This window comes from Rhodococcus daqingensis (genome assembly GCF_042665615.1).
Taxonomy (GTDB): Bacteria; Actinomycetota; Actinomycetes; order Mycobacteriales; family Mycobacteriaceae; genus Rhodococcus_G; species Rhodococcus_G daqingensis.
Window position 1 is genome coordinate 349434 of the sequence record NZ_JBHTCS010000017.1, and the last position, 12880, is coordinate 362313.

The window sequence follows — 12880 nt, forward strand, 5'->3', positions numbered from 1 at the left end:
ACATTGGATGGGGGTCCAATGCGTGATGCCGAGATTGACGCCGACGGTCGACCGGGGATCACCCGCCGCGCGATGTTGACGGGGCTCGGCGCCGCCGGGCTGCTGTCCGCCACCGGCCGCGGGACCGCGGGAGCCTCGACGCCCGCAGCCGCGCCCGGCCGACGAACCCCGATGCTGCGCGCCGCCGGCAAGACGGTCGCCGTGCTCGGCGGCGGCATGGCGGGCCTGACCGCCGCACACGAACTGATCGAACGCGGGTTCGCCGTCACGGTCTACGAGCCGACCGCGCTCGGCGGCAAGGCCCGCAGCATCCCCTCCCCCGGCACCGCGACGGGCGGGCGCAGGGATCTGCCGGGCGAGCACGGATTCCGCTTCTTCCCCGGCTTCTACCAACACATCCCGGAAACGATGAGACGAATTCCGTTCCCCGGCAACCCGAACGGCGTGCTCGACAACCTGGTCGCCGGGTCCGGGTTTCTCCTCGCGAGACCGGACGGGCCAGACCTGACAGCGCCTGCATCCACGGCGCCCCGGCTGGACCTGTACGACGCGACCACGCTGCGCGCGTCCCTGGCCGCGATGTTCGACCTCGGCGGCTCCATCCCGCCACACGAGATGAACGTGTTCCTCACCCAGCTCGTCCTGTTCCTCACCAGCAGCCTCGAGCGTCGCGACGGGGAGTGGGAACACCGCACCTGGTCGCAGACCCTCGAGGTCGACGGCAAATCCGAGGCCTACCGAAATGTGTTGGTGTCCGCTCTCACCCGGCAGCTCGTGGCCGCCAGGCCCGCCACCGTGTCGACCCGCACGATCGGCATCATCGGTCAGGCCTTCGTCCTGAACGCGGCCGGGATGGTTCCCGAATACGGGCACCTGGACCGGCTCCTCAACGCACCGACCAACGAGGCCTGGATAGACCCGTGGGTCGACCACCTGCGCGCCCTCGGGGTCCGGTTCGAGATGGGTCAGGCTGCCGAATCCCTCGAGTTGAACGGCGGCCGGATCACCGCCGCCCGTCTTCGCGATGCCGCGGGCGCCCGCTCCGGCGTCGAGGCGGACTGGTTCGTCGCGGCGATGCCGGTGGAGCGCGCGACGGCGCTGTGGACTCCGGAGGTGCTCGACGCCGATCCGCGGCTGGAACTGATGCGTCGGCTGTCGGTCGATTGGATGGTCGGCATCCAGTACTTCCTGCGCCGCCGGATCCCGATCGCGAACGGCCACGTCGCGTACCTGGGTTCCCCGTGGGCCCTCACCTCGATCAGCCAAGCTCAGTTCTGGCGCGGCGATTTCGCCGATCGGTACGGCGACGGCACGGTGGCGGACTGCCTGTCGGTGGACATCTCGGACTGGGAGACCCCCGGCATCCTCTACGGCAAGCCCGCGAAGCAGTGCACCCGAGACGAGATCGCGAGGGAGACCTGGGCTCAGATGAACTCGCTCCTCGGCGATGGCGGCGCGCCGGTGTTGCGTGACGAGGACCTCGCGTCCTGGTTCCTCGACCCTGGCGTCTCCTGGGACCCCGAGCGGCAGGCCAACACCAACGCCACTCCCCTGTTGATCAACACGGTCGGGTCGCGGGCCAACCGTCCCGATGCCCGCACGGGGATCCCGAACCTGTTCCTCGCAGGCGACTACGTCCGGACGGACATCGACCTCGCGACGATGGAATCGGCGAACGAGTCCGCCCGCGCTGCCGTGAACGCGCTCCTGGAGGCGGCCGATTCGCCCGCCCGCCCGTGCGACGTGTTCCGGCTGCACGAACCCGCGGAACTGGGCCCAATGCGCAGGATCGACGCCGACCGATACGCCGCGGGGCTCCCGCACATCCTCGATCTCTAGTGCGCCGATTCGCCCGGACGCCGGCGGCCGCGCGCGCAAACTGGGTGGATGAGCGGCCACAACTGGGTGCTGCACGTCGACCTCGACCAGTTCGTTGCGGCAGTGGAAGTGCTGCGTCGCCCGGAACTGCGTGGCCGGCCGGTGATCGTCGGCGCCCGCGGCGACCCCACCGAGCGCGGCGTGGTCTCCACGGCGTCGTACGAGGCCCGCGAGTTCGGGATCGGTTCGGGGATGCCACTGCGCGTTGCCGCCCGCAGGATCGCCGCGCGCGGCGTCACCGACGCGGTGTTCCTCCCCGTCGACGCCGAGGCCTACACCGCCGCGTCCCGAACGGTGATGGACACGTTGCGCGGGCTGGACGCCGTCGTCGAGGTGCTCGGCTGGGACGAGGCGTTCCTCGGCGTCACCACCGACGACCCGGTGAGCTTCGCCCGGGCCGCCCAGTCCGCGGTGCTCTCGGCAACCGAGCTGCACTGCTCCGTGGGCATCGGCGACAACAAGCTGCGCGCGAAGATCGCCACCGGCTTCGGCAAACCGCGGGGCGTGTTCCTGCTGACCGCGGACAACTGGTTCGAGGTGATGGGCGGCCGCGGCACGGACGCACTCTGGGGCATCGGCAGCAAGACCGCGAACAAGCTTGCCGCCCTGGGCATCCACACCGTCCGCGAGCTCGCCGATGCCACGGACGCAGACCTCGCGTCCGCGCTGGGCCCGACCATCGGACCGTGGCTGCATCGGCTCGGCCTCGGCCTCGGCCTCGGCGACGAGGTGGTCACCGCGGAGCCCTGGGTCGCCCGCGGCCATGGCCGGGAGACGACCTTCCAGCACAATCTCACTGACCCCGAGCAGGTGACGGCCGAGGTGCGCCTGCTGGCCGAGCGGGTCACCGAGGACCTGCGGACCGAGGGGCGAGCGGCGGTGCGGGTCACCCTGAAGGTTCGGTACGCGCCGTTCGACACCCACACCACCGGACGTCCGCTGTCGGAGCCGACGCTGGACCCGGCGGTGATCGCCGACGCCGCCGCGGCGCTCACCGAGCGGCTCGATCACGACCGCGAGGTGCGACTACTGGGCGTCCGCCTCGACATGACCCCACCGCCCGAGCATCCGTCGTCCCAGGGTGACGGGAACCATCATTCGGTCTGACCGGCTGAAGGTTCCCATCACTCAGCGGACCAGCGCCTAACCCCGCGTCGCTTCGCTCGCGCTGCGCCTAACCCCGCGTCGCTTCGCTCGCACGAAGGTCCTTGCGCAGGATCTTGCCCGCCGCCGACTTCGGCACCAGGTCGATGAACTCCACGATGCGGACCTTCTTGTGGGGCGATACCCGCTCGGCGACGAACTCGATGACCTCATCCCCGGAGAGCTCGGCCTCGGGCTGACGGACGACGAACGCCTTCGGGACCTCCTCGCCCTCCTCGTCGAGCACGCCGATCACGGCCGCGTCGGCGATCTTCGGGTGGGTGAGCAGCAGCGCCTCCAGCTCGGCAGGCGGCACCTGGTAGCCCTTGTACTTGATCAGCTCCTTGAGCCGATCGACGATGTACACCACGCCCTCCGCGTCGACGGTGGCGATGTCGCCGGTGTGCAGGTAACCGTCCGCGTCGAGGGTCTCGGCGGTTGCCGCGTCGTTGCCGAGGTAGCCGACCATCACGTTCGGGCCCTTGACCCACAGCTCGCCCGGCGCGCTGACACCCTCGGTCGGGATGTCGACCTCCTCGCCGGTGGCCGGGTCGACGAGCTTGTTCTCGGTGTTCGCGATCGGCTTGCCGACCGAGCTGAGCGGGACGTGGTCGTCCTCGAGCGCGATCGCGTGGCTGACGGGGCTCAGCTCGCTCATGCCGTAACCCTGGCGAACCCGGCAGTTCAGCCGGTTCGCGACGGCCTTGCCCAGCTCCTCGTCGAGCGGCGCCGCACCGGAGAAGATGGTGTGCACGGAGGCGAGGTCGTACTGGTCGACGAGCGGGTGCTTGGCCAGCGCGACCGCCACCGGCGGCGCCACGAAGATGTAGGTGCACTTGCGCTCGGCCACGTTGCGCAGGAACTCGACGAGGTCGAACTTCGGCATCGTGACCAGGGTGGCGCGCTCGTACAGCGCCGCGTTGAGCAGCACGGTGAGCCCGTAGATGTGGAAGAAGGGCAGCACGGCCAGGATCCGGTCGTCGGCGCTGATGCCCATCCGCGGATGGATCTGGCAGACGTTCGCCACCAGGTTCCGGTGGGTCAGCATGACGCCCTTCGGGCGGCCGGTGGTGCCGGAGGAGTACGGCAGCACCGCGAGGTGGGTGGCCGGGTCGAAGCTGACCTCGGGGGCGGGGGCGCCCTGGGTGAGCAGGTCCCGCAGCGACGGATGCCCCTCGGCGCCGTCGAGCACGATGACCCGGTCGGCGGGGATGCCGACCTGCTCGGCCGCCGCCCGCGCCTGCGGCAGCAGCGGCGACACGGTGAAGAGGAAGGTCGCCCTGGAGTCGGTGAGCTGCTTGGCGATGTCCTCGGCGTTGTAGAGGGCGTTGACGGTGGTGGCCGTGCCGCCCGCGCGCAGGATGCCGTGCAGCACGGCCGCGAACGCCGGGACGTTCGGCGAGTGCAGCGCGGCGACGTCGCCGACGGCCAGTCCGCGCGCCGCCAGCGCGCCCGCGAGGGCGTCGATCTGGCCGATGAGCGCGCGGTAGGTGGTCTCCGCGCCCGAGCCGCCGTCGATGAGCGCGGGTCGGTCCAGGTCGGCGTCCGAGACCTGACCGAACAGGAAGTCGTAGACGCTCAGGTTCGGGATATCGACGTCGGGATAGGGGCTCTTGAAGCTCACGGGGGCCTCTCCTCGAGTGGTGCGGCGACAGGGTTGACGAACCAGATAACTGTGACAGATGGAAACAGCTATCTCACCTGTGATGACCGTCACAGGATCGCCGAAACCCTACCCCGAACCGCGGCGGCCCGCTCAGTCCGTGCCGGCCGCCTGAACCTGCTCTGCGGACATCAGGTGCACGAACGGCTGGAGGTTCGCGAGCGACTCGCCGCGCGAGACCCGCCAATCCCACTCCCGCCGAATCGACGTGGCGAACCCGAGCTCGAGCAGGGTGTTGAAGTCGCCGTCCGCGGCCTCGAGCACCTGACCGAGCACCCGGTCCAGCTCCGACCCGGTCACGGCGTGGGTGGAGATCTGGCCGAGCAGGTAGATGTCGCCGATCTTGTCGATCGTGTAGCTCACCCCGTACAGCCGGCGGTTGCGACGGAGCAGGAACCGGTAGACGCCCTCGAAGTTCTCGTCGGGTTTGCGGCAGACGAACGCCTCGACCCGGACGCCGTGTGCGCCGACGGTGAGCAGGCAGGTGGTCTTGAGCTTGCGCTCGCCGGGCAGTTCGACGATGAACTGGCCCTCACCCCTTCGGGTGTAGTCGAGTTCCCGCTCGGTCAGCTCGGCGCCGATCAGCGTCGCGATGTCGGTCATGCCCGCACTCCCCCCATTCGCCGCAGCTTCCACAGCCCGCGACCGCGGCGCGGCGCGTGCTCGGGCTGCCTGCGGTAGCTGGCGTTCGCCCGCTTGTAGCTCTCGAGCAGCCCGTCGGCGGTGTGCTCCCAGGAGAAGTCCTCCGCGTGCAGCGGCGCGCGGCGCGCCATCTCGGCCAGCCGGCCGGGGTCCGCGAGCAGCGAGTGCAGGGCATCGGCCCAGTCGTCGGTGCGGTGACCGGGCACCAGCAGCCCGGTCTCCCCGGACCGCACCGCGACGCCGAGTCCCCCGACGTCCGCCGCGACGACCGGCGTCCCGCAGGCCTGCGCCTCGATCGCGACCAGACCGAAGGACTCCGAATAACTGGGCACCGCAACCAGATCCGCGGCGCGGTACACCTGGGCGAGTCGCTCGGGCGGCTGCGGCGGCAGGAAGGTGACGCGCGCGGTGATGCCCAGCGAGGCCGCCAGTTCGATCAGCGAGTCGGGCCGGTCCAGCCCGGTGCCCGATGGCCCACCGACGACGACGATCCGCAGCGGTAGTGCGGGTTCGCGATCCATCAGGGCGGCCGCGGCGCGCAGCAGGACGTCCGGCGCCTTGAGCGGCTGGATCCGGCCGACGAAGGTCACGATCAGCTCGTTCGGGTTCAGCCCCAGCTCGGCGCGGGCGGCGGCCTTGTCGCCGGGCCGGTACCGGGTCAGGTCCGCGCCGGGGGCCACCACGTCGATCCGGCGGGGGTCGGCGCCGTAGATCTCGACCAGCTGCCTGGACTCGTCGGCGGCGTTGGTGACCAGGCGGTCCGCCTCCGCCACCACCTGCTGCTCGCCGATCTGGCGGGCCGCCGGCTCCGGGACGTCCCCGTCGGCGAGGGCGGCGTTCTTGACCGCGGCGAGGGTGTGCGCGGTGTGCACCAGCGGCACGCCCCACCGGTCGCGCGCCAGCCAGCCGACCTGACCGGAGAGCCAGTAGTGCGAGTGCACGAGGTCATAGTGCCCCGGCTCGTGGTGCGCCTCCTCGCGCAGCACCCCGGCCGCGAACGCACACAGCTGGGTGGGCAGGTCATGCTTGTCCAGGCCCTCGAACGGGCCCGCGACGACGTTGCGGACCAGCACCCCCGGCGCGGCCTCGACCACCGGCGCGTCCGCCGAGGAGGTGGCCCTGGTGAAGATCTCCACCTCCACGCCGCGGCGGGCGAGCTGCAGCGCGGTCTGGAGCACGTAGACGTTCATCCCGCCCGCGTCACCGGTCCCCGGTTGCGCCAATGGAGAGGTGTGGACCGAGAGGACGGCCACCCTCCGCAACCGATGGTTCTGCGCTGGGGTCACGGGTCCATCTTGCCCTGTGGCAACCGCGGGCGACGAAGCCGACCTGGGGACGTCGGCATCGGCCGGGCCGTCAGCGACCACCGACCACGTCACAGCCCGTCGACGAACTCGCTGACCTCGGCCACGAAGCGCTGCGGGTCCTCGACGAACGGCCCGTGGTCGCAGCCCTCCCAGTAGGACGTGCTGACGGTGGGGATCAGCTCGGCCGCGTGCCGGGCGGCGGCGACGTCCACGACCGAGTCCGCGGTGCCGTGCAGGATCAGCGCCGGGACGGTGAGGCCCGCGAGCAGGTCGTCGTGCCCGACCGCGCGGTTGAACAGGGCCGCGCGCACCCGCGGCGGCGTCGACAGGCTGGCCCCGAAGAGCGCCTGCGAGGCGACGCCCTTGCCCTCGGGCGGGCCGGTGAGCGCGGGGCCGAAGCTGCCGAGCGCGCGGATCGACTCGCGCGGGTCCTCGGACATCGCGCCCGGGATCGCCGCGCGCATGGCCGAGCCGACCCGGCCGCCCTTCTGCCCGGGTCCGATGCTGGTGATGGCGCCGACGAGCACGATCGCATCGACGGCGGCCTCGCCGAGCTCGGCGAGATAGTCACAGATCACCAGGCCGCCGTAGGACCAGCCCAGCAGCACCGCACCGGACTCGATGCGCTCCGCGGCGAGCACCGCCTCGACGTCGGAGGCCCACACCTTCGGGTCGTCGTAGCCGGCGGCGGGCGCCCCGGAATAGCCGTGGCCGCGCAGGTCGACGGCGATCACGCGGTACTTCGCGGACAGCGCCTCGAGCACACCGTCGCCCCAGCACCGCAGCGACTGCGCCCAGCCGTGCAGCAACACGAGCGGACGCGCGGCGGCGTCACCCTCGACGCGATAGACGATGGACGTGCCGTCCACACTGACGGTTTCCCGGATAGCCATGCCGGCCATTCTGCGCCTCCGGCGCGAAGGGGAACCTTCGACCCTGGGGTGACGGGTCCGACGAGCCGACCGCGCGATCGCAGGAGACGGCCGTGGCGTCGCGACCTACTCGGAGTAATAGGGGTCGTAGTAGGGGTCGGAGTAGGGATCCGGGTAGTAGGGGTCCGCAGGCGATGCGGGCGCGGGCAGACCGCCGTCCGGGCCGGTGCTGCCACCGGGGTCGGGAACCGGCTCGGATTGTCCCGTCGGCTGGATGGGGCGGGTGGTGACCGGTGCGCTCGGTGTGGCGGGGGTGGGCGCGGCCGACGGGGTAGGTCGGGGTCGAACCGGTTCGACGGCGGGCGCCGGGCGTGCGTTGACCGGCGTGGCCGGCGGTGGAACGTCGACGGCCGCGTAGCCGACCGCGGCGGCACCCGCGGCAACGACGACCACCGCCGCCGCGAGCAGGCAGGCTCTCCGTTTCGTGCTCGTCCGCCGACCCGGAGTCGGTGCAGGATCGTCGGAATCACCGCCCGGTCGTGACGTCGAGTCCTCCCCCAGCAGCAGCGCGGTCGCCGGCAACGACCTCGGTTGTGGACGGTTGCCGGTGTTCACGATTCGGGCAGTCCCGGGGTCGAGGACCACGGTGGTCGCGGTGTTCGTGTGCGGTTCGGTGGTGAGGGCGCGCTTGGCGTCGGCAGCGAGTCCCCCGGCGGTGAAGTAGCGGTCGTCGGGGCTTTTCGCCATTGCCTGGGCGATGACCTGGTCGAACCCGGCGGGCACCCCGGGCCGGACCTGGCTGGGCCGCGGCGGGGCCACGGTCAGATGCCCGGAGATCTGCTGCTCGAGGCTGTCCCCCGGGTAGGGGTGTGCGCCGGTCAGGCATTCGTGGAGCACGCAGGCCAACGCATAGACGTCGGACCGTGCATCGCCCTGCCCGGTGGTGAATCGTTCCGGGGCCATGTAGTGGAAGGTGCCAATCGTGGCCCCCGTACTGGTCAGGCCCTTGTCCTGGGCGGAGCGGGCGATACCGAAGTCGATGAGGTAGACGAAGTCGCGGGCACTGACCAGCATGTTGGAGGGTTTGACGTCGCGGTGCACCAGGCCGGCGGCGTGCGCGGCGTCCAACGCGGCCGCTACCTGTTCGACCACGGAGACGGCCACGGCCGGGGCCATCGGCCCGTGTAGGGCCAGGAGTGTCTTCAGGTCGGTGCCCTCGATCAGGCGCATGTCGAGATACAGCCGACCCTCGATCTCCCCGTAGTGGTGAATGGGGACAACGTGCGGTTCGCTCAGGCGAGCGGCTGCGTGCGCTTCGCGGCGAAAGCGCTCCCGGAAGCCGGGGTCCGCGGCGGTGTGCTCGTGCAGCACCTTCAACGCCACGATCCGGTCGGTGAGGGTGTCGTAGGCCCTGTGGACCTTGCCCATGCCGCCCTCGCCGATCAGCTCCAGCAGGCGGTACCGCCCAAACGAGGTTCCATCCACGTACTTTCTCCCTCTTGGTGAGCGCACCCGACGGATTCACTGACTAAATTTTCAGTCCAGAGCAGAGGATAGCAGTCAGCGGAGTCGTAGCCTCTCGATACCGTGCAAGGATGAGGGGCCACGACAACGGTCACCGAGCATCACGATGCGGAGAACCTGGTCATGCGGACGAAGGAACGGCCCGGTCGCAGAAGTCTGTTCCTGCCGGCAGTGGCCGCCGCGACGGTGGCCGCGGTAGCAGCGGGAATCTGGCTCCATTTCGGCGAACGCCTCGACTTGGACACCGTCCACGTCTCGGGAACGTCCGAACCCCCCGACAGGGTCGACATCGAGGCCTCGGTGCAGCGGGTGGACGCGGCCGCACGAGAACTCACACTGCGAGTCCTCGTCACTCCACGTGGCGCGCTCAGCGACGACAGCGGACTCACCCCGAACGAGGACCTCACCCTCCTGACCTCACCAGATATCCAGCAAGACTTGATATTTCGGGCGGACACACGAATCGCCACCGTCGACGTCCCGGTCGCGCTGTCAGGCGGCTCCATCACCGACTACCCCTTCGACAGCTACCTGACCGACATCGAGTTCGCCGCCCGACAGGGCGATCACCCGGTCCCCGTCACCGCGACACTGTCGAACAGAGATGCCCTGTTCCATCCCACCGTGGAGGTCGCCGACACAGTCGATACCGCCGCCTTCGAGGTCAGCGTCGGCCGCTCGAACAGCGTGCTGATCTACGCGATCTTCATGATGGCCGCCATGTGGGCGCTCGCGATCGCCGTCGTGATCGGTACCCGGTTCCTGACCTCCCGGCGGCTCGGCCTGGTCTGGCCCGCCCTCGGGTGGATGGCCGCGACGCTGTTCGCCCTGGCCGCCTTCCGCAACACTGCGCCCGGCGCCCCGCCCATCGGGTCATTGCTGGACTACATGGCCTTCCTGTGGACTGAGGCGATCATCGCGCTCTGCGTCATCACCACCGTCGTCGCGGGAGCACAAGCAGAACCACCCGCCGACCCGCAGCCCAGTCTCGATCCGGTCTCGCCGCCGCCCAGCCGGGCCGAGGTCGGCCCCGGCGGGTGACCCACGACCCCGGCCGTGGTCAGGAGGCGGCCGGGCCTAGTTCCACGGTGATCGCGCCTGCGAGCAGATCTCGGGCCCGCTCGAGCGTCATCGAGCCGCTCAGCCAGCGTTCACTGAGGCCCTCGACCAGCGCGGTGAGTCGCTCTCCGGCGTCGGCAGGGTCGACCGTCGGGTTCGCCAGACCTGCGGCCTGTGCGTGCCGGATGAGGGTTTCGGCATCGCGTGCCCACGCCTCCGTGGTTGTGCGCAGCGGCTCACGCAGGTCGTCGGAGAAGACGGCGCTCGCCCTGAGCTCACCCCAGGCGATGCTGTTCTCCCGCACCTCGGGGGCGCCCTGGATCTCGAGCAGGAGCATCTGTTCGAGCTGCGTGCGAGGGTCGGTGGACGTGGATACGTCGTCGGCGTAGCGCTCGGCCCGGTCATTGATGTGGTCGAGGGCGCTGCGCAACACCCCGGCCCGGTCCTGGAAGTGGTAATAGATCAGTGCGGTCGAGACGCCGGCCTCGGCGGCGAGTTTCTCGACCCGCAGGCCGCGCACTCCATCCTGCGCGATCACGCGGACTGCTGCTTCCATGATCTGTGTTCGACGGTCTGCCACGACACCTCACTTTACGGACGCCTTCGGGCCGACCGGTTTGACGCGCTGACACCGCGTCAAACCGGTGGCCCCGATTTCGACCAGCGATCCTCGAACGGTTCTAGTCCGCCGGTTCCTGCTGGGTGGTGCAGTGGATGCCGCCACCGCCGGCGGCGATGCCGTCGATGTTGATCTGCACCACCTGGCGATCGGGGAAGAGACGCTGCAGTTCCTCTTTCGCAGCCTGGTCGGTGTCGGGGTCGCCGAACTCGGGGGCGATCACCGCGCCGTTGCAGACGTAGAAGTTGATGTAACCGGCCGCGAAGTCGTCGGATTCGAACTCCGGCCTGACCGTACCCGGCGCATCGAGCACCACGACCTCGAGCGAACGACCCTGCGCGTCGGTCGCCGTCTTGAGGATCTCGAGGTGGCGGGTGGTGACGTCGTGGTCGAACGACTCCGGGTCCGGATCGTATCCCGCGACGACAACGCCCGGGCGGGCGAAACGGGCGTAGAAGTCGGTGTGGCCGTCGGTGATGTCCTTGCCCGCGATGCCGGGCAGCCAGATGATCTTCTCGAGACCCAGCAGAGCGCCCAGCTCGGCCTCGACATCCTCCTTCGACCAGCCCGGATTCCGGTTGTCGTTGAGCACACAACTCTCGGTGATGATCGCGGTCCCCTCGCCGTCGACCTCGATGCCGCCGCCCTCGAGGACCAGGTCCGTCGGCAACGATTCGACCCCGGCGCGGGCCGTGACGAAGTCCGCCACCAGGGCGTCCTGGTCGTAGTCCTGCTTCTCGCCCCAGCCGTTGAAGTTGAAGTTGACCCCGGCCTTGGTCCCGTTCCCCTTGACGAACACCGGCCCGGTGTCACGGATCCAGAGGTCGTCGAGCGGGGCGACGACGAGTTCAACGGAGGGACCGACGAGTCCGCGGGCCATTTCGAGGTCCTCCTGCGGGACCAGCATCGACACCGGTTCGAACTGGGCGATCGTCTGCGCGATCGTCGCCAGGTTCCGGCGAACCTCGGGGAGCAGCTCCGCGCCCCAGATCGCCTCGCTCGCAGCGAACGCCATCCAGGTCCGCTTGTGCGGGTCGCCCTCCTCGGGCATCCACCACTCGCGTTGATCGGCGTCGCCGCTACCGTCCGCGACCGAGGACCCGCCGTCCGTACACCCCACAATCAGCAGTCCGCCGGCCACCGCCAGGCTCGATTGCAGGAATTGTCGTCTGAGCATCGCGTGAATCTTCCTGTTCTCCCCCCAGATACGACCCGCGGGCCTCTGATCACTTGCTCGGGGGGCCGGGTGTGGGTCCCGCTCCTGTGTAGACGCGCCGCTCGGGGGGGATTCGTGCGACTGCTGCCTCCATCCTATCCTGACCAAAGATTCAGTCAAGGGCAGCCTCGATGAGTCGTAGCGCATTGCGAACTCACCCCGAGGTAAACCAACCGGTCGGTGTGGATGATTGCCGGCCTGAACTAATGTGCGTGGAATGACGGACCGTAGAAGCCGACTCCTCGATGCCACCTGTCGGGTGATCGCCCGGGACGGCATCCGGGGCCTACGGATCGAGAACGTCGCGGCGGAGGCGGATGCCTCCACCGCGCTGATCTACTACCACTTCGGGGACCGCTCGGGCCTGCTGACACAGGCGATGGAGCACGTCAACACGCGCGCCGAGACCTACGCGGACGCGACCGAGGGAACCGCCGGGCGAGAACGCCTGGTTGCCCAGCTGCTCGGAGAGTTCCACGATGACGACTCCGTCAGGGAGAACTCCGCGGTGTGGGGCGAGGTCCGTGCCGCCGCGGTCTTCGACGGCGGGTTGCGCCCCGTACTCACGGGTGCGACCGAGCGGTGGGTCGCCGATCTGACAGCCCTCATCGAAGACGGGCAGCGCGATGGCAGCATCGCGGCGTCGGTCGACCCGCGGGCGATCGCCTTCAGGATGAGCGCGCTGGTCGAGGGGCTCAGCAACCGCTGGCTCGCACACCTGGTGACGACCGATCAGGCGCGCGGCCACATCATCGCCGCGTTGGACAGCGAATTCGCCGCCGGGGCAGCTGCACCGGCATTGTCCGACTGACCTTCCGCCACTTCACAATCCGGACGGTCACCACCGCCATTCGCCGAGCGCTGCACGCCTGACCACGGGCAAATCGGAGGCTCGCGCCCCGCCAAGCATCGCCGACCCGACAGGCGCTTCGCGCGTTCGCACGTCACGGCTATTGA

Annotated in this window: 11 protein-coding genes; 4 read left to right on the forward strand and 7 right to left on the reverse strand. The window is 69.9% G+C overall.

Annotated features, from left to right (window positions below):
• Positions 1-18: 18 nt before the first annotated feature.
• A complete protein-coding gene (locus ACFQS9_RS15715) occupies positions 19-1839 on the forward strand; it encodes a hydroxysqualene dehydroxylase (protein ID WP_378406224.1) in 1821 nt (606 codons plus the stop codon).
• A 48-nt stretch (positions 1840-1887) separates the two neighbouring features.
• On the forward strand, positions 1888-2985 hold the full coding sequence (locus ACFQS9_RS15720) for a DNA polymerase IV (protein ID WP_378406226.1): 1098 nt from the start codon (positions 1888-1890) through the stop codon (positions 2983-2985).
• A gap of 67 nt (positions 2986-3052) precedes the next feature.
• On the opposite strand, the gene ACFQS9_RS15725 is transcribed toward ACFQS9_RS15720, so the two are convergent.
• From ACFQS9_RS15725 to ACFQS9_RS15745, 5 genes are all read right to left on the reverse strand, one after another.
• The gene (locus ACFQS9_RS15725; protein WP_378406228.1) at positions 3053-4645 is read right to left on the reverse strand and encodes an AMP-binding protein; all 1593 of its coding nucleotides are present in this window, start codon (positions 4643-4645) and stop codon (positions 3053-3055) included.
• A gap of 132 nt (positions 4646-4777) precedes the next feature.
• Complete coding sequence (locus tag ACFQS9_RS15730) at positions 4778-5287, reverse strand: type III secretion system chaperone family protein (protein ID WP_378406230.1); 510 nt, start codon at positions 5285-5287, stop codon at positions 4778-4780.
• Positions 5284-6612, reverse strand: coding sequence for a D-inositol-3-phosphate glycosyltransferase (mshA, locus tag ACFQS9_RS15735; protein ID WP_378406232.1), 1329 nt, complete (start codon positions 6610-6612; stop codon positions 5284-5286). The genes ACFQS9_RS15730 and mshA overlap by 4 nt, the downstream gene beginning before the upstream one ends.
• An 89-nt stretch (positions 6613-6701) precedes the next feature.
• Positions 6702-7526, reverse strand: coding sequence for an alpha/beta fold hydrolase (locus tag ACFQS9_RS15740; protein WP_378406234.1), 825 nt, complete (start codon positions 7524-7526; stop codon positions 6702-6704).
• A 105-nt stretch (positions 7527-7631) separates the two neighbouring features.
• Positions 7632-8990, reverse strand: coding sequence for a serine/threonine-protein kinase (locus tag ACFQS9_RS15745; protein WP_378406236.1), 1359 nt, complete (start codon positions 8988-8990; stop codon positions 7632-7634).
• A 162-nt stretch (positions 8991-9152) separates the two neighbouring features.
• Between ACFQS9_RS15745 and ACFQS9_RS15750 the strand changes: the two genes are divergently transcribed.
• On the forward strand, positions 9153-10070 hold the full coding sequence (locus tag ACFQS9_RS15750) for a DUF4436 family protein (protein ID WP_378406238.1): 918 nt from the start codon (positions 9153-9155) through the stop codon (positions 10068-10070).
• Positions 10071-10089: 19 nt separating this feature from the next.
• On the opposite strand, the gene ACFQS9_RS15755 is transcribed toward ACFQS9_RS15750, so the two are convergent.
• The gene (locus ACFQS9_RS15755) at positions 10090-10644 is read right to left on the reverse strand and encodes a TetR/AcrR family transcriptional regulator (protein ID WP_378406240.1); all 555 of its coding nucleotides are present in this window, start codon (positions 10642-10644) and stop codon (positions 10090-10092) included.
• Between the two features lie 124 nt (positions 10645-10768).
• Positions 10769-11884 carry an agmatine deiminase family protein gene (locus ACFQS9_RS15760; protein ID WP_378406242.1) on the reverse strand — a complete coding sequence of 372 codons (1116 nt, stop codon included), beginning with the start codon at positions 11882-11884 and terminating at the stop codon, positions 10769-10771.
• A 256-nt stretch (positions 11885-12140) separates the two neighbouring features.
• On the opposite strand from ACFQS9_RS15760, the gene ACFQS9_RS15765 reads away from it, so the two are divergent.
• On the forward strand, positions 12141-12734 hold the full coding sequence (locus tag ACFQS9_RS15765) for a TetR/AcrR family transcriptional regulator (RefSeq protein WP_378406244.1): 594 nt from the start codon (positions 12141-12143) through the stop codon (positions 12732-12734).
• The last annotated feature ends 146 nt before the right edge of the window (positions 12735-12880 follow it).

Excerpts from the sequence above, each read along its gene's own strand:
- ACFQS9_RS15715 (WP_378406224.1), top strand. The coding sequence starts at position 19 with ATGCGTGATGCCGAGATTGACGCCGACGGTCGACCGGGGATCACCCGC.
- ACFQS9_RS15720 (WP_378406226.1), top strand. The coding sequence starts at position 1,888 with ATGAGCGGCCACAACTGGGTGCTGCACGTCGACCTCGACCAGTTCGTT.
- ACFQS9_RS15730 (WP_378406230.1), bottom strand. The coding sequence starts at position 5,287 with ATGACCGACATCGCGACGCTGATCGGCGCCGAGCTGACCGAGCGGGAA.
- ACFQS9_RS15740 (WP_378406234.1), bottom strand. The coding sequence starts at position 7,526 with ATGGCTATCCGGGAAACCGTCAGTGTGGACGGCACGTCCATCGTCTAT.
- ACFQS9_RS15750 (WP_378406238.1), top strand. The coding sequence starts at position 9,153 with ATGCGGACGAAGGAACGGCCCGGTCGCAGAAGTCTGTTCCTGCCGGCA.
- ACFQS9_RS15755 (WP_378406240.1), bottom strand. The coding sequence starts at position 10,644 with ATGGAAGCAGCAGTCCGCGTGATCGCGCAGGATGGAGTGCGCGGCCTG.
- ACFQS9_RS15760 (WP_378406242.1), bottom strand. The coding sequence starts at position 11,884 with ATGCTCAGACGACAATTCCTGCAATCGAGCCTGGCGGTGGCCGGCGGA.
- ACFQS9_RS15765 (WP_378406244.1), top strand. The coding sequence starts at position 12,141 with ATGACGGACCGTAGAAGCCGACTCCTCGATGCCACCTGTCGGGTGATC.